The sequence below is a fragment of the Pseudarthrobacter sp. HLT1-3 genome, from assembly GCF_059383535.1.
Window position 1 is genome coordinate 1 of record NZ_JBWZCJ010000002.1, and the last position, 22,801, is coordinate 22,801.

Here is a 22,801-nt window from a genome sequence, read left to right on the forward strand (position 1 = left end):
ACCGCTGCTGACAGCCGGCCATCAAGATGACAACGCGCTACCAGTCAGCAAGCAGGGCTTCTCGTGGATCACGTAAAACCACTACCGCCCCACGCTCCTAGGGAGCCAGCGGGGGTCGCGGCACTCCCCCCGGGGCGGCCTCCGCTGACGTTGACGTCCTGTTGCTTCGACGCCGGCGTGAGTGCGGCCACGCCCAATCCTCCTGCGGCCAACAGAGTGAACGCCAGGACGGCGTGCATGAGTTTCCTCCCAACGCCTCCCTGCCGGGATCGGGTCGTCGACAAGCCGGGTCCAAGCGCTTCGTAGCCTTCGGATGCCACCCTTGAACCGGCGTCGAAGGGAAACAATGGCGATTGGACGCGCGGCGCTGAATCAAAAATCTGTTGCTCAAGAGGTTTCATCGGTGCTACCCGCCAAGACGTGGCCGAGCCGCTGGGCCCGGCGGCCCGCGTGCCTGTAGGCCCTATCCAAGAGCGCTCCCGCGCGCGTCATGGAACAACCCAAGTAGTCAGCGAGTTCGCCCATACTGAGTTGGTCCCAGTAGACGAGCCTCAGCGCTTCGCGCTCCTTGGGGCGGAGAGACGCGATGATCCCGGCCATGGATTCCTGCTGTGCCACCTCGTTGTCCTTCTCCCGGATGGCTGCGGCCGCCGGGCGTGACGACGCGGCGAGCAGTGCTCCAAACGGGACCTGGATTCCTTCCCGCGTTTGGCTCAGGGCCCAGCGGAACGCGTCCATGGCCAGTACTTGGGCATAGTCGGCATCCCCCGTTCTGCGAGCCAGGAACAAGCTGAGTCTGTGGAAGTCTGTTGGAGAGTCAATCGCTTGGGTGGGCATGGCCCGCTCCCTATTCCGGTTGGATGATGCGCACGGAAGACAGCATCCGTTTGTACGTCTGCTACTCGTCCGTTCCCATGAACGCCTTGGCTTCGTCGAGCGAGGCGAACGTCGGGGTTACGGACGTCGCGGCTGTCGACAACGACCCGGCAGCCAGGACGTTGAACTGGAAGTGAACTGAAATAGTCAGCGGGGTGCCGAAACCGGTCGGGAGACGTCAGCCGCTACCGCATCCAGGCCCCAGGCAGGTACCACGAGCGGGACACCGAGTACGGTTCGCTGGGCAGGTTGCCAGCCTTCCAGGGCTCGCGAGACCGCACTTCCGGAGTGTGGCCCCGGCCATCCCTCAGGATGGCGAGGAGTGTGCTGGGAACGCCGACGAGGATGGTTCCAGCGAGCAGGACGGTCAGTACTTCCATTGTTGATTCACCTCAGGTGCTGAGTGGATTGGATATCCCCAGTGTCGTCAGCCGCCGTGTGAGCAACCGTGTGAATCCCCCGCGGCCGAAGACCCGCGACGCCCGAGAGCCCGCGGCGTAAAGTTACTCCTATGGCCGGGACATGGATTCGGCTCCTCGGTCCGCCAACGATCGAGTCCCCAGGCACCACTCCCCCACAGCCCAAGGGTCGCAAAGCCTGGGCCGTGCTGGCCTACCTCGCCCTGCAGCCGGAGGGCATCAGTCGGTCCCGGACCGCCACGCTCCTGTTCCCGGACGCCGCGGATCCCCTGGGCGCCCTGCGCTGGAATCTGTCCGAGCTGCGCAGGAACCTGGCGGGCGTCTCCATCAGCGGCGACCCGCTGCGGCTGGCCCTCCTGCAGCCCTGGCGCTGCGATGCCCTGGAGCTGGTCGGCACGGTCAACGGCCACGACCTTGACCCGCGAGAATTCAACGGCCAGTTACTGGAGGGACTCTCCTTTGCGGACAGCCCCGTCTTCGAGTCCTGGCTGGCGGACCAGCGGTACCGGCTGGAAAACTGCGTGCAGTCGCTGTTGTATGAAGCGTCGCTGGCTGCCCTGGCCTCCGGTACTCCCGCTGACGCCGTCGAACTGGCCAGACTCGCCCTGCGCCGGGATCCTTTCCACGCGGACTGCACCGCCGTCCTGGTGAAGGCACTTGTTGCCCTGGGCGAACACCGGCGGGCCCGGGAAGAGGTCACCAAATGCGCGGACCTCTACCACCGGGAGCTGGGCCTGCCGCTGCCGGCGGAAGTCCGGCGTGCCCTGTCCGACTCGGCTCCGGATGCGGACCCCGGAATCCCCGCCACCGTGGCCACCGTCCGGTCCTATCTCGACGCCGGCAGCGCCTCCCTGTCGGCGGGCGCCGTCGACCGCGGGCTCGACCAGCTGCGGCTCGCGGTCGTCCTGGCCCAGCGCACCGCTGACCGCCACCTCGTGGCCGAGTCGCTGGTGACGCTGGCCGGGGCGCTGATCCACCAGGCGGGCGGCCGCGGCGCCGAGGTCGCCGATTTCCTGCACCGTGCGCTGTCGGCCGAAGCGCCCGACGGCGTCTCCCGGACCGCCGCTGCCGCCTTCCGCGAACTGGGCTACCTGTCCGTGCAGCGCGGGGTCCCGGACCGCGCGGCCGGCTGGCTGGACCGGGCGATGCAGGCGGCACGCGGAATCCCCGACGAGCAGGCGAGAATCCTGGCGATCCAGGGCATGCTGGCGTCGGACACCGCGCATTACAGCGACGCAGTGACGGCCTTCACCCAATCCGGACTGCTTGCCAAGGCGGTCCGGAACCGCCGGCAGCAGGCGTTCAGCGAGGCCTTGCTGGGGCGCGTGCATCTGCTCCGCGGGGAGCTGGAACCGGCGGCCGAGTGCCTCGACCGGGCCCTGGACTGGATTGCGGAGGAACACTGGACCGCATTCGAGCCGTTTGCCGCCGGGATCCGCGGCGAGACGTACCTGGCCGCCGGCCGGCTGGAGGATGCAGCCGCCCTGATTGACCGGTCCTGGGTGATGGCCGATCTCGCCGGCGACCACTGCTACATGGCCCTGGCCGCCGGCGCGGAAGCGCGGCTGTTCCTGGTGCACGGCGACCTGGCAGCCGCCGAGCACTGGATCGACCGGGGCCTGGAACCCACTCCCTGGTACCTCTGGTACACGGCCCGGCTGCTGGACGCCGCGGCGGAAGTCACCATCGCCGCGGGCTCGCCGCGGGCATCAAAATTCGTGGACCGGCTGGCCGCGCTGGCCAGCCGCAGCGGCATGCGCGAGTTCGTGGTCCGGGCGCAGTCGCACCGGGCGGTGCTCGGGGACCAGGCTGCCGCCCAGTCCGTGCCCTGGCTCGCGACGGAGATCGACAACCCCGCCCTGACCGCGTTCCTGGCCCGGCGCCATGGCGTTTCCGCGTGAGCTGGCGGGAGTTGGGCAGGTCCCGAGCCGATTCCCGAAGCCCTGTCCCGCCGTCGTCCGCGGGACTAACATTCAGCTGTGCCGAGGGGGTTACCCCGGTGCCCGCCGTTGTGTGAAAGGACAGCTGTCATGGAATGCATTACGTGGTTCGCGCCAATTTTGCCCGGCAAACTGGAGGAGTGGAAAGAGCTCAATGCGGAGGTGAGCGGTCCGCGGGGGGAGGAACACGACCGCTCGAGGAAGCGCATGGGCATCACCCGGGAAGTCGCCAGCTTAATGCAGACCCCGGAGGGGGATTTCGTCTGCCTGTTCCATGAGGGCGAGGATCTGGCCAAGGCCTTCCAGACGCTCGCGGCGTCGGACGATCCCTACGATGTCTGGTTCCGCGAGAATCTGGCGAGACTCCACGGTCTGTCAGCGGAAATGTTGAAGGGCCCTATCCCGGCCACGATGTTCTCCGACTACCGCGCCGCCGGCTGAGCGCTGGCCCACCCCGGCTTGCAGCACACCCGGGTTAAACAAAAGCAGGGCCCGTCGAAGACGGACCCTGCTCGAAACCTGTAAGGTTCCGGACTCAGAAGAGTTAGCTGGAAGCTAAGTCTTAGAGAGCCTGGATGTTTACGGCCTGGGGACCCTTGGGGCCCTGCTCGGTTTCGAAGGAGACCTTCTGGTTCTCTTCGAGTGAGCGGAAGCCGGAAGAGGCGATCGCGGAGTAGTGTGCGAAGACGTCCTGTGAGGAGTCATCGGGGGAAATGAAGCCGAAGCCCTTTTCAGCGTTAAACCATTTGACGGTACCAGTAGCCATTATTTTTTGTCCTTCGTGAAGGTGGAGGAAAAGTCCCGACTTTCGGGTCCTCCGGTGTGGGGTGCTCAAAACCGCTGCTTCAGAAGAACAAGGTCTTGCAACCTTGCGTACTGCCTGAACTACGAACTGCATAAACACAACAACAGGATCAACGATACAGGAGATTTCCGGGGCGGATTACCACCGAGGTGCAGCGGTGCCTCCGCGGCCTCATTTTGGCCCCTCCGCCGGGACGTTCGCGGATCTAGAATGGCGGCATGACACCGCAGGAGCTGGCCAACCTCGCGCACCTGCGTCGGGCCCGGGACCTGATCGACCGGGACTACGCCCGGCCGCTCGATGTGCCCACCCTGGCCGCCGGTGCCCTGATGTCCGCGGCGCACTTCTCCCGCCAGTTCAAGGCGGCGTACGGCGAGTCGCCCTACAACTACTTGATGACCCGGCGGATCCAACGCGCCATGGCGCTGTTGCGGGCCGGTGTCAGCGTGACCGATGCCTGCATGGAGGTCGGCTGCACCTCGCTGGGGTCGTTCAGCTCGCGGTTCACCGAAGTCGTCGGCATGACGCCCAGCGAATACCGGACCCGGGAACATCACGCGGTGCAGGCCATGCCGCCGTGCATTGCCCGGCTGCGCACGCGGCCCGCGTGCAAGCCGAGCAGGATTGAAGAAGCGCCCCCGCGGCCGCAGTAATAGCGTGGGTGGCATGAACATTTCACTGCAGTACTCACACATCACCGTCAATGACCTGGACGAGTCGCTCGCGTTCTACCGCGACGTGCTCGGTCTGGAGGTGCGCAACGACGTCGGCTCGGACGGGCAGCGCTGGGTCACCCTCGGCAGCGCGGCCCAACCCGGTCTGGAGCTGGTGCTCTCCGTCCCGCACGCCGGCCGCTCGAAGGACGACGGCGACGCGCTCCAGCAGCTGCTTGTCAAGGGTGTCCTGCCGAACATCGTGTTCCGCACGGATGATCTTGACGCCACGTTCGAGAAAGTCCGGGCCGCCGGCGCGGAAGTCCTCCAGGAACCCATCATTCAGCCCTGGGGCCCGCGGGACTGCGCGTTCCGCGACCCGTCCGGCAACATGGTCCGGTTCAACCAGGCCGACTAGCCCCTGCGTAGCCGCCGGTTGATGAAGCCGCGCACCCCGGCCTGCCGCGCCGAGCGCACCTGCTCCACGGTGGGGTTATCCATCAGCACCACGATCGCCGGTCTTCGGCGCGGGCTGCATTAGGCTGGCCGGCATGGGGAATCGTATTGGGGGTACGCCGCGCAGCGCAGCGACGGCGGCAACGGCAGCGGCGGCAGGAATCGGCTGGCTTATCAGCGGGGCATTGTTCACGGCACTGAGCTGGTTCAGCGTCTTTCCGATCTCGCTAACCAGGCTTGTGATCCCGGAAACAGTTGCCGCTTCCAGCTGGCATGCAGTGGCGCCTTGGCCGATCCTCATTCCCGTCCTCTCCGTTTTGACGCTGCTGGGCATGCTGCTGATCCTGCTGCGCTTGCTGGTTTCCCGCCCGTCGGACCAGTCCGACAACCGGACGGCCATGATGAGCGTATGGCTGTGCGTGGTGCTCGCGTCTTTCTTGACCAGCGTGCTCTGGTCCGCCGGGAGCATCTCGGCGCAGTGGCCACCACCGCGCAGGGCGATGTTGCTCGACAGCGCGGGCCCGGCCATGCTGACCGCCGGCTACTGGGGCGTTGTGTGGGGCTGGATTCCTGCCTTGGTCTGGATCCGTGTGTCCCGCAGCAGCAAGGCCGACGAGGGTGACAACGACGGCACGTGCGGCACCCCGGATGGCCTGCACGCTCCACGGAGAGTCGGCCCGGGCCGACGGCCGCGACGGGGGCGGCTCGGGGCCCTCCTCGCTGCGACTTCCATCTGCGCCGCACTGCTGGTGGCCGCCGCGCCGCTGTCCGGAGCAGCAACCCGCGCCGCCGCCAACGCCGCTCAGGTCCGGCCCGCGCCCTCGCCCACCCAGCCGCCCGTCGTGTACGGCTCGCCAACCGTGGGCCCCCTGCAACAAACTCCGGATCCGAGCTGGTGCCGCAGCGAGCAGGTGGCAATTTCCCTCGGCGAACCAGACGCCGCCACCGGCCACCGCGGCATGCCCATCCGGCTCGTCAATTCCGGCACAGTTCCGTGCGTGCTCAATGGCTATCCCGACGTCGCCTTCGACGACACCGACGGCTGGTCCATGGACATCCTCACAGTCCGCGGCGGCTCTTTCATGACCACGGACCCTGGCCCCCGCGCTATCACCGTTGCCCCGGGTGCCGCCGCCCAGGCGGCCCTGGGCTGGAACGCCATGGCGGGCGCCGGCGATACCAGGGTGGGCGCGATCCTGGTCGCGCCCTTTTCCGGCGACACCCGTACCCGTCTGCCAGCCGACCTGGACATGGTCAGCGGCGGTTACGTGGCCGTGACCGGTTGGAGCCTGGTCCAGCCCACGGGGTAGGCCACAGCGAGGAAGTCTCCGCACGGGACTCGTGAAAGTACGGGGGTTGTGCACCACCCGGCACTGAACATTTGGTTGTTCGGATTTCCATGGACAACGTTGGCGTTGAGCATCGACGTCGTCGTGCCTTGCAATGCCAAAGTGCTGGCCGGGATACCGCGGGCCGCGGATGTGCATGTTGGTGTGCGGCGCCGATCTGCTCGGCGCCGAATCGTGACGCCATCTTGTTCAGCGTCGCTGGCGTGACGTTGACACCGCGCACCGTCGATACCCTTGATGCGCCGTCGCTCACGCGCTGGAGGAGCGCCCCGCCGCGTCGAGTAGCATTGCTCCCAATTGGCCAGCAACAGAAGGAAGTCGTGTCATGCAGTATGTCGTCGTGCAGGTGATTCTCAAAGAGAAACTGTGGGGAACCGGTTCGGGCAACCTGACCTCCCTGGAGAAGACCCTAAACGATCAGGCCGCGAAGGGGTATCGACTCCACACCATAACCACCGCGAGCAGCGGGAGCAAGGGAATCGGCGGCGGCGACCGCATCCAGGCAACGATGGTTTTCGAGAGCCTCGGATAATCGCACATCGCGAAACGAGCTGTGGCTTCTGGATAGCCCGGCGCACTCCGACGAGACCGTTCGCTACCATAGGCGCCCAGTAAACGACACCTAAGTGGGCCTGAATTTGTCCCTCCTTAGATGCACGTTCGCGTTGACGTTTTATGCCCTTGAAGGAGCGTCGACCCTCGTCAGTTGATGATTTCGCCTCGCTCGTCCGCACGGAGCGCTGCCAGGCGTTCTTTCCACGCCTGTAGCGCCTCGGGCGTCTGTCGTTCCCAATCGGCGACTTCGCCGACGACCCTGAGCGGGGCACTGCTGCGATATGACCGGGTGGGGTTGCCGGGGAATTTCTTGTCGGTCACGTTCGGGTCGTTCTCGAATGCCCCGGTCGGCTCGACGGCGTAAACGCGCGGGGCGCCGTCACCCGCCGCCAGTTCCGCAGCGAGTCCCGCCCCGTTCGGAAGAGCGGTGAAATAGATGTGATTCATCAGGACTTCGGGGCGGTAGTTCGACCTGAAGCCCGCTCTAAGGAGATCCCCGACCCGGAGGTTGGCTCTCGTGCCGTGAAAGAACGGACCCTCGTCCAGCGGTTGGTTCACGGCCACAGCCTAGCGAAGACAAGCTGGAAGGAAGAAAGTGCCCCAGGCCGGAGCGGGGCTTACGGAAGGCTCCCTGCTGGGAGACTGCCAGGACCGGGCCGCGGCCGGGACTTGCCGTGGGCCTTCACCCGCGGCGGCCGGACCCCGCCTCAGCCATGGCCCGGACGGACAGCCTGTCCGGGTTGTCATGGGCGGCTACAGAGCCCGGGGTGGACGGGTTGTCCGGGGCTGCAGGATTATCCGGTGCGTCGCGGCGCATCCGCTGCCCCACCGCGCGACCTACAGCCATCGAAAGCCGGTGGGAGGGCTGTTCCACGTAGCGGTAGAACAGCTCGGCGGCCACGAGCGAGGCGGCCACGGAGACGGCGAGCGCCAGCGGAAGCGAGACGGACCGCAGCAAGGTGACGCCCGCCAGGATGATCGGCAGGTGCACCAGGTAGAGGCTGAAGGACACCCGTCCCAGCCATTGCGCGACGGCGGTGTCACCGAGCCGCTTGGCCGAGCCGCAGGAGACGAAAAGCAGGACGATCAGCGTCGAGCCGAACGTCACAACGGCCTCGACGCCGGGGATGGGCTGCTCGGGGCTGATCCATTCCGCATTGGCCAGGAAGACTCCCGCGGCGGCCACAAAGAACCAGGCCAGGCCGGGCCAGGCCTGGGTCAGCTCACGGATCCTCTCGCGTTCGGCGCCGAGGACCGCTCCGATGGCGAAAATCGGCAGGTAGGACAGCCAGTCCAGGTCCAGCAGGGCTCCCGCCAGGGCCAGCCCGAGGGCAAGGCCGATTTTCACGTGCCAGAAGCGCCTGGCCCGGAGTGCGATGAAGACGTACGCCGGGAGCAGGAGCGAGAACGCCACTTCCCATTTGAGGGACCACAGCGGGGTGTTGATCGTGCTTGCGGTCAGCAGGAGCAGGCCGTCCTTGAGGACCTGGCCGAAGCTGGCATCGATCACGTAGATGTCCGCCCAGGTGCTCTGCAGCGGCGACGCCGAGCGGGGAATGATGGCCATCAGCGCCACGGCCAGCGCCAGGGACGCCCAGGCCGGCAGATAGAGGCGGAAGAAGCGCTTGGCGTAGTACTGCGCCCAGCTTCTGGCGGCGCCCGGCCGGGTGAACGGGAGGACCAGCACGAAGCCGGAGAGCACAAAAAAGACGTGAACAGCCGGGGTGCCGTTCCAGAGGAAATGCAACGGAGAGAAGAGTGCCCAGGTCTCAGCTGTATTGAGCCCCCCGGACCGGTCGCCATTTACTGCGCTGCCGATTCCCGGGAGCGTGGACACAATGTGGCAGGCAACAACCACCAGGGCGGCGAGCCCCCTGAGGCCATCCAGCTGGGTGACTCTTGTTTGACCAGACTTAGAGTGCATTCACCCCATGTTACCAGTTCGTTATATTGCCCCCGGCTGCCGGACGGCCTCGAAGTGGCTGGCCCATGTTCCGCTGGGATCATCTGCACTGCAGGAATACGAACACTCCGGCGGCCGCTGCGAGCAGATTTCGGGACCTCCGTCAGGCTGGCGCAGGAGTTGATCCGCTGGAACTGGGTGCAGGACTGTTTGCCTCCACATACGCCTTGATATCCAGCAACGTCTTCCGGCGGGCTGGCCCCAGCGTCACCTTGGCGAGCGGCTCAAGGAGCCGCTTGAAGCCAGTGAAAGTTGCCATCACCACGAACCGAAGCAGCGTGCCCTGGCCACCAACCGGGGCAACCGACACCCGGAACTCGACGTGGATGCCCGGGCTGTCGTTGTGGAAGACAAAGAATCTGTCGAGTTCGAACTGGACGCACTGATACTGGGTTTTGCGGCGCCACAGGCCCAGATCCACTCGTTCCATGACGGCCCGGGTACCCACACGGATGGGGCCTGCGTCCAGTGAATGGATGGCGACAATTCCGTCCTCCCATTTGGGCTGCGTCTCAAAGAGGTTCGTACCCACAATATCGAAGACGGTGGGCAGGGGCCGGTGGATGTAGACGGAACCGTCAAAAGTAACCATGTGCCATTCCGGCTAACTCGGTATTGTCCCGTAGATGAGCTGGTGGTCTCTTTCGTACAGGCGCCGGCCAACCAGGCCGTAGAGCGCCCGGATCGGCGCCGGAACGCTTGCCTTCATCCACGCTGCCCGCTCCTCTGGCGTGAGGGCGTCAAGGGCGTAGCCCAACTGGATCAGCAGCCGCCCATCCTTCGGCGCGTTGGCCATGGCTTGCTTGCCAAAGGCGTCCCACTCGTGCTGGCTCATCGTCGCGGCGGCAACGGGGAGGATTGTCCGCTCTTCCTGGCCCATGTGCGGGTTGAGGACGTCATTCAGCTCCTCGAGAAGCTGTGCCGTCCTGTCGCGGGCGGCCGAGTCGGCACCGTTTCGCCAGGCCTGCAGTTCGTTGCCCAATTTCTGCGCCACCGCCGCCGCTGCCCGGTGTTGCGCCTTCATTTGCTCCACGTGCAGGGCGCATGCGGGCCATCTCGACTCCAGCGCGGTGAACAGACGCTCGTCCTCCGTGGCGTGATGGTTGTGCAGTATGTCAGTGAACTCCGCAATGTGCTTTCCCACCACTTCGGCGCGCTCCGTATCGCCCGGCCGCACGACGCGGACGAGCCGGGGCGCTTCGCCGAACTGTCGTCGCAGCATCCCGTGCATCACCACCATGCCCACGGTGTCGCAGCCGCGGCCGTCGCCGGCTCCTTGTGGTTCCTGGCTGGCTCGGGGTGCCGACATGTGGGCCTCCTACACAGTGCGATGGCGGTAATTTACGCCTCCGCGGGACGCCCGTCTACATTTTTCAGGCGTGAGCAGGAGCCGGTCCGCTGGGACAGGGCGCTGGAGGGACTTGCACCCGCTGTGAAACGCCCGACGGCGGCCACCCTCCGGAGTGGCGATGCCGCGGCCCGGGCCTGCGCGGCCTGCTGGCGGCCGCGGCGGCGTACGCCTCCGCGGGGGATGAGATGTCAGAACTGCGACGATGGTTCTAGTTGCGCTGAGAGCTCGCGATATGGCGAAGGGCTGTGAATCGCAGAGATATTTGGCGTGGTTCTAGCAGCGGTAAGTGGCATGGTCGGCCAGAGACAAGGGCCCTACAGTTTCCGGGCGTTGGGCCGCGCTGCTACACATTCCTAGCTCAGCTCGTGGATGAACTAGACCCTTCAGTCGTGAAGGACCACCTGGTAGAGGTTGTGGTCTTGCCATTTTCCGGCAATCTGCAGGTATCGCGGTGCCATACCAATCTGCTGGAACCCGGGCCTTCCGTAGCACCCGCTGCGAGCCAACGTTGTGCAGAAGAGTGCTCGCCTCGATGCGGTGCAGTCCGAGTTCGTCGCGTGCCATTTCGACTATCCTCTGGACCGCAGCGGACGCCAGTCCGCTGCCTGCGTAATCACTGTCCACCCAGTAACCCAGCCCCGCGTTCTGGAAGGGACCGCGTAAGATTCCTGCCACGTTGAATCGACCGACGAGTCTATCGCCGTCGAACAGTTTCGCAGGGCTATCTATTGGAACACCGCATGGGACTGCAGAGGTCGACCCAGCCGGCAGTCGATGGCGACAGTCTCCCCAGGCATCTCAAATACGATCCACTGATGAGGCAGGTGGCCTGCTCTAACGGCGGGTGCGGGCGAGTTCTGACGCGGAAGCGCTCGGGGTCTTCTGCACCGGCCGTCAATTTCTTCGAAGTCGCGTGCACGAACCGATTGCATCCCCCCGCGGGCCTGGTCAAGGGCGTCATGAAGTCCCGGCCGGTTTGTGGTGAACCCTGATTTCTTGTCCACGTAAACCCGGTGGCGTGTCGCCGCTGTTCGAAAGATCAATTCTTGGTGTCCCACACTTCCTAGGAAAAGGGACGCCGGTTTGGGCTTTGGTCCCGAAGGCGGTCCGCCGGAGTGAAGAATGGAGCCATGGCACGAGGTAATTTGCGTATTTTTCTGGGGGCAGCGCCGGGGGTGGGCAAGACTTTCGCGATGCTGGAAGAGGGCCGCAGGTTGCGCCTTGAGGGTGCGGATGTGGTGGTCGGGGCGGTTTCCGTGCGGGGACGTGCGGAGATTGAGGACCTTTTGCAGGGGCTGGAACTGTGCCCGGCGCTATCGATCCATCAGGGACCGGACCGGGTTCTGGACGTCCGGGCGGTGCTGGACAGGTCACCGGATGTCGTTCTGGTGGATGACTACGCGGGCAAGGCGGATTCCGGCGATGCGCGGTGGGAACAGATCGCTGTCCTGCTGGAGGCTGGAATCAATGTGATTTCAACGCTCGACATCCGCAATGTCGAATCACTTTCCGACGTCGTTCAGGACATCACCGGCGTCGGGGTGCCGGGAACTGTTCCGGATGCCGCGGTGCGGGACGCAGACCAGATCGAACTGGTGGATGCCTCCCCTAACGTACTGCGTCAGCGGCTTGGGGAAGGGAAGATCTACAGTCGCAGGGAGGATGCCGACGCCGCTCTGGCCGGTGATTTTCGTATCGGCACCCTGACGGCGTTGCGGGAACTTGCGTTGCTGTGGCTGGCTGAGCGCGTCGATGCCGGATTGTCAGACCACCGGGTTCGGGAGGACATCACGGGCAGCTGGCCGACGAGGGAAAGGATCATCGTCGGGCTCAGCGGAAAGCCGGAGGGCCAAGCGCTGATCCGGCGCGCGGCGAGGATGCTGGCAGCTGCCGCCGGCGGGGAGCTCCACGTGGTTCACGTCCGCACCGGCACGGCGGGACTTGGCCTCGAGACAGGCAAGGCGCTGGAACTGCTGCGCAAATTGACGCTGGACGTCGGAGGCGTCTTCCACTCGGTCGGAGGTCAGGACGTCTCGGCAGCTTTGCTGGATTTCGCCAGGAGCGTCAACGCCAGCCAGATCGTTCTGGGTGCTTCCCGCCGCCGTACCTTGACTTCTTGGGGACGCGGGACAGTCCTTGAAGTAGTGAGGAACGCGGGCAGCGTCGACGTTCACCTGGTCACGCAGAATGGCGGCTCCTCGGGAACTGCCCGGCGGACGCGGCCACGCCTTGGGCGGGGAAGGGAGCTCCCGGCGTTCGCCCTCGCGGTCGGGCTCCCCCCGCTCCTTCAACTCGCGTTGGATCTTTTGCCCCATGACCAGCTGTCCACGGACATGCTGGTTCAGCTGACCGGAGTCGTCGCGGTCGCCCTGATCGGTGGGCTCTGGCCTGCCGTACTGGCGGCGGTCCTGGCAGGACTGACCGTGAATTACTTCAGTGTCAGGCCTATCGGTTCGCTTTCGGTGATCGACCCGGAAAACGTCTTGGCACTGCTGATCTTCCTTGTCGTGGCAGTGTCCGTCTCTCTTGTGGTGGACAGGTCCGCCAAGCTCAGTAAGGAAGCACGCCGGGCCGGCGCGGAGGCATCTGTCCTGGGTGAATTGAGCCGCAGGGCCGTGGCTGAAGGCACCAGCATTCCGGGGTTCCTGGACCAGGTCAGGGAGCATTTCCAGGCGGCAGGGGCGGGCCTGTGGGTCCGGCACGCATCCGGTCCCGCCGGAGCAACCCGCTGGACGCTTCGGGAGTATTCCGGGGTGTCCCGGCCATTGGCGGTGTCGGACACGGACGCCGTTGAGCAACTGGACGAGGACAGGATGCTGACCTTGACCGGCAGGGAACTGTCCCAGGATGAACGGCGCCTGCTCGCCGCGTTCGGCGCGCATCTGCTGGCCATGCTCCAGCGCGAGGAGCTCTCCGAAAGCCAGCGCGAGAACCTTCGTCTGGCGGAAGGAAACAAGATGCGCACGTCCATTCTGCGGGCCGTGTCCCATGACCTCCGCACTCCCCTTGCCGGGATCAAGCTGGCGGCCAGCAGCCTCCGGGACAGGACCATCACCTTCAAGCAGGAGGAGCAGGAAGAACTTCTTGCCACCATAGAGTCCGGGGCGGACAGGCTGGACAGGCTGGTCAGCAATCTCCTGGACATGTCCAGGATCACCGCGGATTCTGTCTCACCCCTGATCCGGCCGGTCTACTGGGCCGATGTGCTGGCCGAGGCGCTCCGGGGAACAGCCTCAGAACGGCTCCGGGTGCTCCTGCCCGATAACATGCCTCCGGTCGAGGCGGACCCGGGGATGCTTGAACGGGTCATTGCCAACCTGGTGGAAAACGCCCTGAAGTATGCCCCGGACTCTGATGTTGTGATCGCCGGAGCCGTGGGCGGTTCCGGCAGTGCAAAAATCGGGGATTTTCCGGCCAGCGAGCTTACTGTTGTGGATCATGGCATGGGAATTCCTGCCGGCGACGTTTTGTCGATGTTCCGGCCTTTCCAGCGGGCTGATGACACCACACCGGGGACCGGGATCGGATTGGGCCTGGCCGTGGCGAAGGGATTCACGGAAGCGATGGGCGGAGTCCTGCTGGCTGAACCGACCCCGGGCGGGGGCCTGACCATGGTCGTGCGCCTGCCGCTTTCCACCGGCGCAGCGCCGGAACCCGGAACGAGAGGACATCATGGCGGCAGTGTTAATCGTTGATGACGAGGTCCAGATACTCCGGGCCCTGCAGATCAACCTGAACGCACGCGGGTACTCCACCGTTACGGCGTTCACGGGTCAGGGCGCCCTGGACCAGGCGGCCCGTCATCCGGTGGATGTCATCATCCTGGATCTGGGGCTCCCGGACCTGGACGGCGTCGAGGTCATCCGGCGGCTTCGGCGCTGGAGCGACGTGCCCGTCGTGGTCCTGTCGGCCAGGCACGGTTCGGAGGACAAGATCCAGGCCCTGGACGCCGGGGCGGACGACTACGTGACCAAGCCTTTTGGCATGGAGGAGCTCCTGGCCAGGCTTCGCGCCGCGCTGCGCCGGGGAACCTCCATCGATGTTCCGGTGGTGGAAACCGAAGACTTCACGGTGAACCTGGCTGCCCGGCAGGTGACCCGAAGAGGCGCGGCGGTCCGGCTCACCCCGACCGAATGGAACATCCTGGAACTGCTGGTCAGGCACACCGGAGCCCTTGTCACCCATGAGCAGCTGCTGACTCAAATCTGGGGACCCGCCTACGCCGACGAGACCGCCTACCTGCGGGTCTACCTTGCCCAGCTGCGCCGGAAGCTGGAGTCTGACCCGGCCAACCCACGCCACCTGCTGACCGAAACCGGGCTCGGTTACCGTTTCCAGGAATGACCTTTCCCCCACTGCCGGCCGCCCTGCCGGCCCTTCGATGACCGCTGGCGCGCAGGCGTTAAGAAAGCATTAAGATCCCCGGAATCAGCCGCTGGGGCCTGCCCGCCCGGTGCTACGCTCCGGTGGTTATCAGCACAACGTCGCGCCTGAGACGGGCCAGCTGTGCCCGTCTCCGGCAGTAGAGAAAGACACGTCCTTGACGGCCTCCGCCCAGTTTTCCATCCCCGCAACCGTTCCGAATCCCGAACGCGAAACGGAACCCGGTAACGCACTGGTCAGGTGGCTGCTGGAGCACCGGGTGAACCAGCCCGTCGGGCCCGAGACGGCCGAAGACCACGCACCCCAGCAGGGCTGGTGGAAGGTCATGTGCCTGACCGGAGTGGACTACTTCTCCACCCTGTCCTACCTGCCCGGCATCGCAGCCCTCGCCGCTGGCGCCCTGTCCCCGCTAGCAACGCTGCTGATCGTCGCCCTGACCCTGCTGGGCATGTTGCCGATGTACCGGCGGGTGGCCCAGGAAAGCCCTCACGGGCAAGGATCGGTAGCGATGCTGGAGAACCTGCTCCCATTCTGGAAGGGGAAAATTTTCGTCCTCATCCTGCTGGGGTTCGTCGCCACCTCCTGGATCATCACCATCACCCTGTCCGCGGCCGACGCCACCGTCCACCTGCTGGAGAACCCGTATCTTCCGCCGTTCCTGGAAGGCCAGGCCGTCGCGATCACCGTCGTGCTCCTGCTCATCCTGGGAGGGGTCTTCCTAATTGGCTTCACCGAGGCCGTCGCCGTCGCCATCCCGCTGGTCGCGGTGTTCCTGCTGTTGAACGCCGTCATCATCGGCGTGGGAATCGGTGAGGTGTTCACCACCCCCGGCGCGTTCGCCGCCTGGACCGAAGCGCTGACCTCCGCCGGAGGTGGCATCAGCGGGATCGCAGGACCCGCACTGGTCGCTTTCCCCCTGCTGGTCCTCGGGCTCTCCGGCTTCGAAACGGGCGTCAGCATGATGCCCCTCGTGGCGGCCAAGGGCGCCACCGTCGAAGAGCAGCTGGCCAGCCGGATCCGGAACACCCGCAAGCTCCTGACCACCGCCGCTGTCATCATGAGCGTCTACCTGCTCGGCAGCAGCTTCGTCACCACCGTGCTGATCCCGGCCGAGGCGTTCCGGGAGGGCGGAGAGGCCAACGGCCGTGCCCTGGCGTATCTGGCCCACGAACAGCTCGGCAACGGTTTCGGCTCCGTCTATGACGTCAGCAGCATCCTGATCCTCTGGTTCGCCGGCGCTTCAGCGATGGCCGGGCTGATTAACATCGTCCCGCGCTACCTGCCCTCCTACGGCATGGCCCCGGACTGGTCCCGCGCGGTGCGGCCGGTCGTGCTCGTCTACACCGCCATCAGCGTCCTCATCACCATCGGCTTCAACGCCGATGTCAACGCCCAGGCGGGCGCTTACGCCACCGGCATCCTGGCCATGATGGTCTCCGGCGCCGTCGCGGTCACTATCTCCGCCATCCGCAAAAAACAGCGCGCGGCCGCCGTCGGGTTCACCGCGCTGACCGTGGTGATGCTCTACGCGCTGGCCGCGAACGTGATCGCGAAACCCGACGGCATCACCATCTCCGGGTTCTTCATCCTCGGAATCGTCGCTGTTTCCCTCGTGTCCCGGATCAGCCGGACCACCGAGCTGCGGGTTGACCGGATCGACTTCGACGACCTCGCACGCCAGTTCATCACCGACTCGCTGGACTACGACGCCCGGCTGAACCTCATCGCCAACCGCCCCCACGCCCGCGACGCCGCCGAATACGCCGGCAAGGAAGCCGCCCAGCGCGGAATGAACCCGGTGCCCGGCACCGCCGACGTCATCTTCCTGGAAATAGACATCACCGACCCCTCCGGCTTCAGCGACACCCTCAAGGTCCGGGGCATCGAAGTGGACGGCCACCGGGTCCTGCGGGCCCAAAGCCCCGCCGCGCCGAACGCCATCGCCGCGATCCTGCTCGCCCTGCGGGACGCCACCGGCGTCCGCCCGCACGCCTACTTCGAATGGTCCGAAGGCAACCCACTGGCCCACCTCATGCGCTACCTGCTCCTGGGTCAAGGGGACACCGCCCCGGTGGTCCGCGAAATCATCCGCGAAAACGAACCCGACCCGGACCGCCGCCCCGGCATCCACGTCGGGTGAGCACCAAAAGAACGGGGGTGACATCCAAACCCGTCAGCCCGGCCACCGGCACCTTCGGCATCACGGCCGTGCAGGCCATCCTCCGCAACGACAAGAGCACCGGAAGCCGGAAAGACAGCGCAGTCCGCCGCGCCCTCTCCCACCCGGTCCGCTCCGTCCCCCTGGCGTTCTTGGCCGTCATCATTGTCGGCGCCGCGCTGCTAATGCTCCCCATCTCACGCTCCGACGCGGCCTCAGAAGCGTTCATGCCGGCCCTCTTTACCTCGGTGTCCGCCGTCTGCGTCACCGGCCTGATCACTGTCGACACCGCAACCTTCTGGACTCCTGTCGGCCAGGGCATCATCCTCGGGCTCATCCAGGCCGGCGGATTCGGAATCATGACCCTCGCCACCCTCCTCGCGTTGCTGGTCCGCAAAAACATCGGGCTCCGTGACCAGCTCGTGGCCCAATCCGAAACCCACACCCTGAACCTCGGTGATGTCCGGGCCGTGCTGCTGCGGGTCGCAAAATCATGCTCACCTTTGAAGCAACCACCGCCGCCGTCCTCACCGCCCGGTTCTGGATCGCCTATGACCAAAACCCGGCTACCGCCCTATGGCACGGGACCTTCCACGCCGTCTCGGCGTTCAACAACGCCGGCTTCTCCCTCTACAGCGACAACCTCATCGGCTTCGCCGAAGACGCCTGGATCATCACCCCCATCTGCCTGGCCATCATCGCCGGCGGTCTCGGATTTCCCGTCATCATCCAACTCACCCGCGGGAAGATCAAAGTCAGGGACTGGTCTATCCACCTCCGCCTGACCGTTTACGGCACCATGCTGCTCCTGGCCCTCGGCATCACACTGTTCGCCGCCTTCGAATGGAACAGGAACGAAACACTCGGCCAGCTGTCGCTCACCGGCAAGATCCTTGGATCCTTCGCCGGCGGCGTCTTTCCCCGCACCGCCGGATTCAACAGCATCGACTACGGCACCGCGGCACCGGAAACACTGATGGTGACCAACATCCTGATGTTTATAGGCGGCGGAAGCGCCGGAACCGCCGGCGGCATCAAGATCACGACGTTTTTGGTGCTGGGCTTCGCCATCTGGAATGAGGTCCGGGGCCGGGACCACGTCACCATCGCGCATCGCTCCGTCAGCTCCTCGTCCCAGCGTCAGGCCCTCTCCGTGGCCCTACTCGGTGTCGCCGCCGTCGTCGCCGGCACCTTGCTGCTGCTCATGTTCACCGACTACAGCCTTGAAAAGGTCCTGTTCGAGTCCATCTCCGCCTTCGCCACCGTCGGCATGAGCACCGGCATCACCTACAACCTGCCCCCGGCGGCGGAATGGGTCCTTATGGCACTGATGTTCACCGGGCGCATCGGCTCCGTGACGGTGGCCTCGGCCCTCGCTCTCTCGTCCCGGCCCCGCCTCTACCAGCTGCCTGAGGAAAAACCCATCATCGGATGAGGCGACGGCGAAATAGGCTGAATGAGATGCCCTCGCAGGCCGGTGCCGGGCCCCCGGACTCGACCTCGTCTGGTGATCCTGACCGCCCATTAAGGTCCGTTCAACGCGACTGAAATGCCCGCCGCAACGCTCGCCGGCCTCACCCGGAAGGGCCGAGCAGGCGATTCCGGCACGCGGGCGTAAAGGATGCGTTAAGAAAGGCGCCTTTCGAAGACCACGGTTATTCGCTGGTGTTAGTTTCGGCTGTAACCGCGGTGTGTTGCTGTGCCGCGAGGGAAGGATTCATGACCACGATGAGCCGGCCGCCGGCAGATCCCTCCGCACCCCGCCCGGCTGGCAGGGAGGCCCTGAAAAACTGGCTGCTTTTCGGGCTCCAGGACAGCAAAGGCCACCACCCGGGCCCCGGAGGAATCACCACCGCCGATGGAAAGAAGCATCCCTGGTGGCAGGTCATGTGTCTGACAGGTGTCGACTACTTCTCCACCCTGGGCTACCAGCCGGCGATCGCGGCCCTGGCCGCCGGGGTGATCTCACCGCTGGCCACGATGGTGCTCATCGCCGTCACCCTGCTCGGCGCCCTGCCCGTCTACCGGCGCGTCGCCGGGGAAAGCCACCGCGGCGAGGGCTCCATCGCCATGCTTGAACGCCTGCTGCCCCGCTGGGGCGGCAAGCTCCTCGTCCTGGTACTGCTCGGATTCGCTGCGACCGACTTCATGATCACCATGACCCTCTCGGCCGCCGACGCCACCGCACACCTGATCCAGAACCCAGTCGCCCCCGGCTGGCTGCACGGCCAGAACGTCCCCGTCACCCTCTTCCTGCTGGCACTGCTGGCCGCAGTGTTCCTGCGCGGCTTCAAGGAAGCCATCGGGATCGCCGTCACCCTCGTCGTCCTCTACCTTGGCCTCAACGCTGTGGTCGTGGCAACGTCGCTCATCCAGGTGTTCACCCACCCGGTTGCCATGGGCGACTGGTGGACGACCCTGTGGAACTCCCACGGAGACCCGATCATGGTCGTGGGAATAGCCCTTCTGGTGTTTCCCAAGCTTGCCCTCGGCCTGTCAGGCTTCGAAACCGGCGTCGCCGTCATGCCCCAGGTCCGAGGAGACGAGACAGACACCGAGGACAACCCAGCGGGCCGCATCCGCGGAGCCCGGAACATGCTGACCACCGCAGCCGTGATCATGAGTTGCTTCCTGGTCACCACCAGCTTCATCACCGTCGTCCTGATACCGGAACAGGAATTCCGGCCCGGCGGACAGGCCAACGGCCGAGCCCTTGCCTTCCTGGCGCACGAATACCTCGGCGTCGGCTTCGGCAGCATCTACGACATCAGCACCATCGCCATCCTGTGGTTCGCCGGAGCCTCCGCGATGGCAGGACTGCTGAACCTCGTCCCAAGGTACCTGCCCCGATACGGGATGGCCCCGGCCTGGGCCAAAGCCGTCCGCCCCCTGGTGCTGGTGTTCACCCTGGTCGGTTTCCTCATCACCTACGTCTTCGACGCTGATGTGGACGCACAGGGCGGCGCGTACGCCACCGGCGTACTGGTGCTCATGACTTCGGCAGCTGCCGCGGTCACCCTCTCGGCCCGCCGCCGCCAGCAGCGCAAACGCACCATCGCCTTCGGCGCCATCGCCGCGGTGTTCACCTACACCACCATCGCCAACATCTTTGAACGGCCCGAAGGCATCAGGATCGCCGGCGTCTTCATCCTGGGCATCATCGTGATCTCCCTGCTCTCCCGTGTCGGCCGCTCCTTCGAACTGCACGCCACCCAAGTTCACCTGGACCGGCAGGCCCTGGAATTCATGTCCGACACCCTCGAGGGACCCATCGCGCTCATCGCCCACGAACCGCTCCGGTTGACCGCCGACTCATACCGGGACAAGCTCACCTCCGCCATCGAGGCCAGCCACCTGCCCCTGGAACACGAGGCGCTGTTCCTTGAAGTGATCGTCGATGATTCGTCCGACTTCGAAACAGAACTCAACGTACGCGGCGTGATGCGGCACGGATACCGGATCCTGGAAGTCCACGGCCCCGTCGTCCCGAACACCATCGCCTCGGTCCTGCTCCACATCCGGGACGTGACCGGGCTAATGCCCCACATCTACTTCCGCTGGACCGAAGAAAACCCGATCACCAACCTCCTGCGGTTCCTGATCCTCGGCGAGGGCGAAATCGCATCCGTCACCCGGGAAGTGCTGCGTGAAGCTGAGCCCGATGTCACTCACCGCCCCTGGGTTCACGTCGGCTGAGTGGACCGTTGCATCCTCAACTGTGAGGAGATCCGAGGTAACGACGGCCATGCCGCAATCGCCGAACAACGTTTTCACTTCGAGGACGCTCACCGTGTTCACGTAGATAAGTGGATGCTGGCCGAGCGCATGATAGTTGAGCCACAGGGACGCGAGAAGGGTTTCGGTGAGGAAGGAGCCTCCCGGTTTCGGGTAAACTTGCTGCCAGGGTTGGCAGTTTCGTGGTCCCGTTTAAGGAACGTCTTGCGGGCTGGTTGCGCTGGGCGGAGGGCGATCTACGAGCGCCTTCATGCTCTGACTAAGCGACAGCATCAGGGTCGCGCCGTGACTGACCCTTAGGCCGTAGCGGGCCACCGCTTAACAACACGCAACCTACATCCGGAGGATATTCGTTACGGATCCCCGCGCCGCCATGTTTCGCTGACCACCGAACTCACCATCTCAGAAGCGTCGGCCCGCGGCGACCGGCTGGTGGCGTCCATGCTGCTGTACACGGAACTGCATTGTGCAGGGCACCGGCGCGGCTTCCCCGCCGCGCTCATCAATTCCGTGCTCGGCGCGATTAACCTGATGGATTCGGCGCGCTCGGATCTGATGTAGGCGGCTGCCCTGACCGGCGGTTCGCGGAGCGCTGATGCCATCCATCTCGCGGCCGCCATCCGGCTGCAGTCCGACGTCCTGGTGGCCTACGACGCCGAACTGCTGGCGGCAGCTGTGGACGCCGGGCTCAACATCCTGTCCCCGGGCAGCACCGGCTGATCATCGCCTGAGCCAATCCCGGATCGGGCTGCGCCTGGGGGTTCCGGCGTCAGCTCCGGCGCAGTGGCCAGGGTCTCCACCCGCCGGCGACATCCCGCAGCCGGATCTCCGCGTCGTGGAGGCGGGCGGGGCTGGTCGGGGCGGGTTCGCCTTGGCCGCTTTCCGATCCGGAGCCGTCGAACGCGGCCAGGGCGTATTCGCTCCACCGTTTGCGGCCCACCGGGTAGCGTTCGCTGTATCCGCCGGCCGCGACCGAGAGCGCCAGCAGCTCGAGCCGGTCTGCTGTTGTCTCAACTGTTTCGTCGCAGGCATCGCAGCCGCAGACCGGAAACGGGAAGTCATGCAGCACCCCGGCGTGCACCATCACTCCCGGATACCCGGTCAGCACAAACGTCAGGGCCGCCGCTTCGGAACTCCGCGGGGTGACTTTGACCGCCTGCAGCACGTCCGGGCCCTCCCTCAGCAGCTCGCCGGCGTGGACCGGATCGTCCTGGACGTCGCAGTCGTACACGGCCGTCAAATGGTCGATCAGGGCACGGGCGACGCCGTGGAGTCCGGCGAAACGCTCGGGGTGGCTGTCCACGCTGTAGGAATCCGGGTCGGGCCCGCCCTCGCCCCATTGCCGGCCGTAAGGAATGGGCTCCCCGTCGCCGTTGTAATAGGTCTCCATCGGCAGCTCCGGCCGGACGTAGCGGGGCTGTCCAGCTGACCGGAATACCGGAAGGGGCGGTCTTGCCGGCGGCTCGTCCGGCTCTTCCTGGGCCCAGTCCGAGAGTACGGTCACGAGCCCCCGCACCGCATCGTCGTCCGCGCTGCGCAGAGCTTCGAGCAGGCGGTCCACCTCGAACGCTTTCTCCCGGTTTCCCACCGTGGGAAGGGCCCCTTCGAAGGCGGTCCACTTCGCGTCCGGCCGCAGCCGGGCGATGGTGTTCCCGGCGAAGACCGCCGCAGCCGCACTGAGGGTGCTGTCCTTCGCAATTTGGGAGCCGACCGAGCGCAGGAACCAGATGAGCCGTTCGGGATCCGCTGCCAGTTCGTCGGGCCGACCGCCCTGCGCCGCGCAGAATTCAACGAACGGGGCATAGCCTTGCACGTGCCGGACCACCGCGGGGCCGGAAACTTCCCGGTACAGCGCGCTGCGGCGTGACATTGGCGTCGGCAACGCGCCCGGCTGCCCTTCAAACAAGTCCTCTGCTGTCCCCATACCGCGATCGTAGTCCGCGGGCCAGCGATCGCCGAGGATTCCGTTGGTGCAGGCTCCGGCGGCTCTGCGCAGGGACCGCCGAGTCACATCATGCGGTTAGCCAGCTCGCTGCTGCCTTGCGTCGTGGGCGTTCCTGGATTCTGCCCGACTCGTGACGTGATCCACCCCCGGCCGGAAAGGGTTCGCTGGCGACGAGCTCATTGAGGCGTCGACTTTCCTGGCGGTGGCCTACAC

The 22,801-nt window shown here is 65.6% G+C and carries 22 protein-coding genes; 12 read left to right on the forward strand and 10 right to left on the reverse strand.

The window, feature by feature from the left end; genetic code table 11:
• Window positions 1-387: 387 nt before the first annotated feature.
• On the reverse strand, window positions 388-837 hold the full coding sequence (locus AC50X9_RS01740; protein WP_494889517.1) for a sigma factor-like helix-turn-helix DNA-binding protein: 450 nt from the start codon (window positions 835-837) through the stop codon (window positions 388-390).
• 23 nt (window positions 838-860) lie between these two features.
• On the opposite strand from AC50X9_RS01740, the gene AC50X9_RS01745 reads away from it, so the two are divergent.
• On the forward strand, window positions 861-1,013 hold the full coding sequence (locus AC50X9_RS01745) for a hypothetical protein (RefSeq protein WP_494889523.1): 153 nt from the start codon (window positions 861-863) through the stop codon (window positions 1,011-1,013).
• Window positions 1,014-1,061: 48 nt separating this feature from the next.
• Here AC50X9_RS01745 and AC50X9_RS01750 read toward each other — a convergent pair whose 3' ends face one another.
• Window positions 1,062-1,256: a hypothetical protein gene (locus AC50X9_RS01750; RefSeq protein ID WP_494889527.1), complete on the reverse strand. Its 195-nt coding sequence runs from the start codon at window positions 1,254-1,256 to the stop codon at window positions 1,062-1,064.
• A 131-nt stretch (window positions 1,257-1,387) separates the two neighbouring features.
• Between AC50X9_RS01750 and AC50X9_RS01755 the strand changes: the two genes are divergently transcribed.
• Window positions 1,388-3,196 carry an AfsR/SARP family transcriptional regulator gene (locus AC50X9_RS01755; RefSeq protein ID WP_494889529.1) on the forward strand — a complete coding sequence of 603 codons (1,809 nt, stop codon included), beginning with the start codon at window positions 1,388-1,390 and terminating at the stop codon, window positions 3,194-3,196.
• A gap of 129 nt (window positions 3,197-3,325) precedes the next feature.
• Entirely contained in the window at window positions 3,326-3,676 is a 351-nt protein-coding gene (locus AC50X9_RS01760; protein ID WP_494889531.1) for a DUF6176 family protein, read from the forward strand.
• Between the two features lie 121 nt (window positions 3,677-3,797).
• On the opposite strand, the gene AC50X9_RS01765 is transcribed toward AC50X9_RS01760, so the two are convergent.
• Window positions 3,798-4,001, reverse strand: a complete 204-nt coding sequence (locus tag AC50X9_RS01765; protein ID WP_024365339.1) for a cold-shock protein — start codon at window positions 3,999-4,001, stop codon at window positions 3,798-3,800.
• Between the two features lie 257 nt (window positions 4,002-4,258).
• Between AC50X9_RS01765 and AC50X9_RS01770 the strand changes: the two genes are divergently transcribed.
• From AC50X9_RS01770 to AC50X9_RS01785, 4 genes are all read left to right on the forward strand, one after another.
• On the forward strand, window positions 4,259-4,693 hold the full coding sequence (locus tag AC50X9_RS01770) for a helix-turn-helix transcriptional regulator (RefSeq protein ID WP_494889535.1): 435 nt from the start codon (window positions 4,259-4,261) through the stop codon (window positions 4,691-4,693).
• A gap of 13 nt (window positions 4,694-4,706) precedes the next feature.
• Window positions 4,707-5,111: a VOC family protein gene (locus tag AC50X9_RS01775; RefSeq protein WP_494889537.1), complete on the forward strand. Its 405-nt coding sequence runs from the start codon at window positions 4,707-4,709 to the stop codon at window positions 5,109-5,111.
• Between the two features lie 133 nt (window positions 5,112-5,244).
• Window positions 5,245-6,459 (forward strand): DUF4232 domain-containing protein, encoded by a 1,215-nt coding sequence (locus AC50X9_RS01780; protein ID WP_494889541.1) that lies wholly within the window; start codon window positions 5,245-5,247, stop codon window positions 6,457-6,459.
• Between the two features lie 364 nt (window positions 6,460-6,823).
• On the forward strand, window positions 6,824-7,030 hold the full coding sequence (locus AC50X9_RS01785; protein ID WP_175321274.1) for a DUF4177 domain-containing protein: 207 nt from the start codon (window positions 6,824-6,826) through the stop codon (window positions 7,028-7,030).
• Between the two features lie 170 nt (window positions 7,031-7,200).
• Here the strand turns inward: AC50X9_RS01785 and arr are convergent, their stop codons facing one another.
• The 5 genes from arr to AC50X9_RS01810 form a co-directional block, all read right to left on the reverse strand.
• A complete protein-coding gene (gene arr, locus AC50X9_RS01790) occupies window positions 7,201-7,611 on the reverse strand; it encodes an NAD(+)--rifampin ADP-ribosyltransferase (RefSeq protein WP_494889545.1) in 411 nt (136 codons plus the stop codon).
• A 124-nt stretch (window positions 7,612-7,735) separates the two neighbouring features.
• Window positions 7,736-8,977, reverse strand: coding sequence for an acyltransferase family protein (locus AC50X9_RS01795; protein WP_494889547.1), 1,242 nt, complete (start codon window positions 8,975-8,977; stop codon window positions 7,736-7,738).
• A 142-nt stretch (window positions 8,978-9,119) separates the two neighbouring features.
• Window positions 9,120-9,608, reverse strand: a complete 489-nt coding sequence (locus AC50X9_RS01800; RefSeq protein WP_494889551.1) for an SRPBCC family protein — start codon at window positions 9,606-9,608, stop codon at window positions 9,120-9,122.
• 12 nt (window positions 9,609-9,620) lie between these two features.
• Window positions 9,621-10,325, reverse strand: coding sequence for a hemerythrin domain-containing protein (locus tag AC50X9_RS01805; RefSeq protein WP_494889555.1), 705 nt, complete (start codon window positions 10,323-10,325; stop codon window positions 9,621-9,623).
• 315 nt (window positions 10,326-10,640) lie between these two features.
• Window positions 10,641-11,042, reverse strand: coding sequence for a GNAT family N-acetyltransferase (locus AC50X9_RS01810; RefSeq protein WP_494889560.1), 402 nt, complete (start codon window positions 11,040-11,042; stop codon window positions 10,641-10,643).
• Between the two features lie 455 nt (window positions 11,043-11,497).
• Here AC50X9_RS01810 and AC50X9_RS01815 point away from each other — a divergent pair, with 455 nt between their 5' ends.
• The 3 genes from AC50X9_RS01815 (at window position 11,498) to AC50X9_RS01825 (ending at window position 16,890) form a co-directional block, all read left to right on the forward strand.
• A complete protein-coding gene (locus AC50X9_RS01815) occupies window positions 11,498-14,062 on the forward strand; it encodes a DUF4118 domain-containing protein (protein ID WP_494889562.1) in 2,565 nt (854 codons plus the stop codon).
• A complete protein-coding gene (locus AC50X9_RS01820; protein ID WP_494889564.1) occupies window positions 14,040-14,711 on the forward strand; it encodes a response regulator in 672 nt (223 codons plus the stop codon). Before AC50X9_RS01815 ends, AC50X9_RS01820 begins: the two co-directional genes overlap by 23 nt.
• A 196-nt stretch (window positions 14,712-14,907) precedes the next feature.
• The gene (locus AC50X9_RS01825) at window positions 14,908-16,890 is read left to right on the forward strand and encodes an APC family permease (protein WP_494889566.1); all 1,983 of its coding nucleotides are present in this window, start codon (window positions 14,908-14,910) and stop codon (window positions 16,888-16,890) included.
• Window positions 16,891-17,123: 233 nt separating this feature from the next.
• Here the strand turns inward: AC50X9_RS01825 and AC50X9_RS01830 are convergent, their stop codons facing one another.
• Entirely contained in the window at window positions 17,124-17,351 is a 228-nt protein-coding gene (locus AC50X9_RS01830; RefSeq protein ID WP_494889568.1) for a hypothetical protein, read from the reverse strand.
• Between the two features lie 50 nt (window positions 17,352-17,401).
• Between AC50X9_RS01830 and AC50X9_RS01835 the strand changes: the two genes are divergently transcribed.
• Together AC50X9_RS01835 and AC50X9_RS01840 are read left to right on the forward strand one after the other, a co-directional pair.
• Window positions 17,402-18,343, forward strand: coding sequence for a potassium transporter TrkG (locus AC50X9_RS01835; protein ID WP_494889570.1), 942 nt, complete (start codon window positions 17,402-17,404; stop codon window positions 18,341-18,343).
• A gap of 284 nt (window positions 18,344-18,627) precedes the next feature.
• On the forward strand, window positions 18,628-20,604 hold the full coding sequence (locus AC50X9_RS01840; protein WP_494889572.1) for an APC family permease: 1,977 nt from the start codon (window positions 18,628-18,630) through the stop codon (window positions 20,602-20,604).
• 808 nt (window positions 20,605-21,412) lie between these two features.
• Here the strand turns inward: AC50X9_RS01840 and AC50X9_RS01845 are convergent.
• Window positions 21,413-22,567, reverse strand: a complete 1,155-nt coding sequence (locus AC50X9_RS01845; protein WP_494889574.1) for a DUF6226 family protein — start codon at window positions 22,565-22,567, stop codon at window positions 21,413-21,415.
• Between the last annotated feature and the right edge of the window lie 234 nt (window positions 22,568-22,801).

Coding starts and splice junctions, on each gene's coding strand:
- AC50X9_RS01740 (WP_494889517.1), bottom strand. CDS start 837: ATGCCCACCCAAGCGATTGACTCTCCAACAGACTTCCACAGACTCAGC.
- AC50X9_RS01745 (WP_494889523.1), top strand. CDS start 861: ATGATGCGCACGGAAGACAGCATCCGTTTGTACGTCTGCTACTCGTCC.
- AC50X9_RS01750 (WP_494889527.1), bottom strand. CDS start 1,256: ATGGAAGTACTGACCGTCCTGCTCGCTGGAACCATCCTCGTCGGCGTT.
- AC50X9_RS01755 (WP_494889529.1), top strand. CDS start 1,388: ATGGCCGGGACATGGATTCGGCTCCTCGGTCCGCCAACGATCGAGTCC.
- AC50X9_RS01760 (WP_494889531.1), top strand. CDS start 3,326: ATGGAATGCATTACGTGGTTCGCGCCAATTTTGCCCGGCAAACTGGAG.
- AC50X9_RS01765 (WP_024365339.1), bottom strand. CDS start 4,001: ATGGCTACTGGTACCGTCAAATGGTTTAACGCTGAAAAGGGCTTCGGC.
- AC50X9_RS01770 (WP_494889535.1), top strand. CDS start 4,259: ATGACACCGCAGGAGCTGGCCAACCTCGCGCACCTGCGTCGGGCCCGG.
- AC50X9_RS01775 (WP_494889537.1), top strand. CDS start 4,707: ATGAACATTTCACTGCAGTACTCACACATCACCGTCAATGACCTGGAC.
- AC50X9_RS01780 (WP_494889541.1), top strand. CDS start 5,245: ATGGGGAATCGTATTGGGGGTACGCCGCGCAGCGCAGCGACGGCGGCA.
- AC50X9_RS01785 (WP_175321274.1), top strand. CDS start 6,824: ATGCAGTATGTCGTCGTGCAGGTGATTCTCAAAGAGAAACTGTGGGGA.
- AC50X9_RS01795 (WP_494889547.1), bottom strand. CDS start 8,977: ATGCACTCTAAGTCTGGTCAAACAAGAGTCACCCAGCTGGATGGCCTC.
- AC50X9_RS01800 (WP_494889551.1), bottom strand. CDS start 9,608: ATGGTTACTTTTGACGGTTCCGTCTACATCCACCGGCCCCTGCCCACC.
- AC50X9_RS01805 (WP_494889555.1), bottom strand. CDS start 10,325: ATGTCGGCACCCCGAGCCAGCCAGGAACCACAAGGAGCCGGCGACGGC.
- AC50X9_RS01815 (WP_494889562.1), top strand. CDS start 11,498: ATGGCACGAGGTAATTTGCGTATTTTTCTGGGGGCAGCGCCGGGGGTG.
- AC50X9_RS01820 (WP_494889564.1), top strand. CDS start 14,040: ATGGCGGCAGTGTTAATCGTTGATGACGAGGTCCAGATACTCCGGGCC.
- AC50X9_RS01835 (WP_494889570.1), top strand. CDS start 17,402: ATGCTCACCTTTGAAGCAACCACCGCCGCCGTCCTCACCGCCCGGTTC.
- AC50X9_RS01840 (WP_494889572.1), top strand. CDS start 18,628: ATGACCACGATGAGCCGGCCGCCGGCAGATCCCTCCGCACCCCGCCCG.
- AC50X9_RS01845 (WP_494889574.1), bottom strand. CDS start 22,567: ATGGGGACAGCAGAGGACTTGTTTGAAGGGCAGCCGGGCGCGTTGCCG.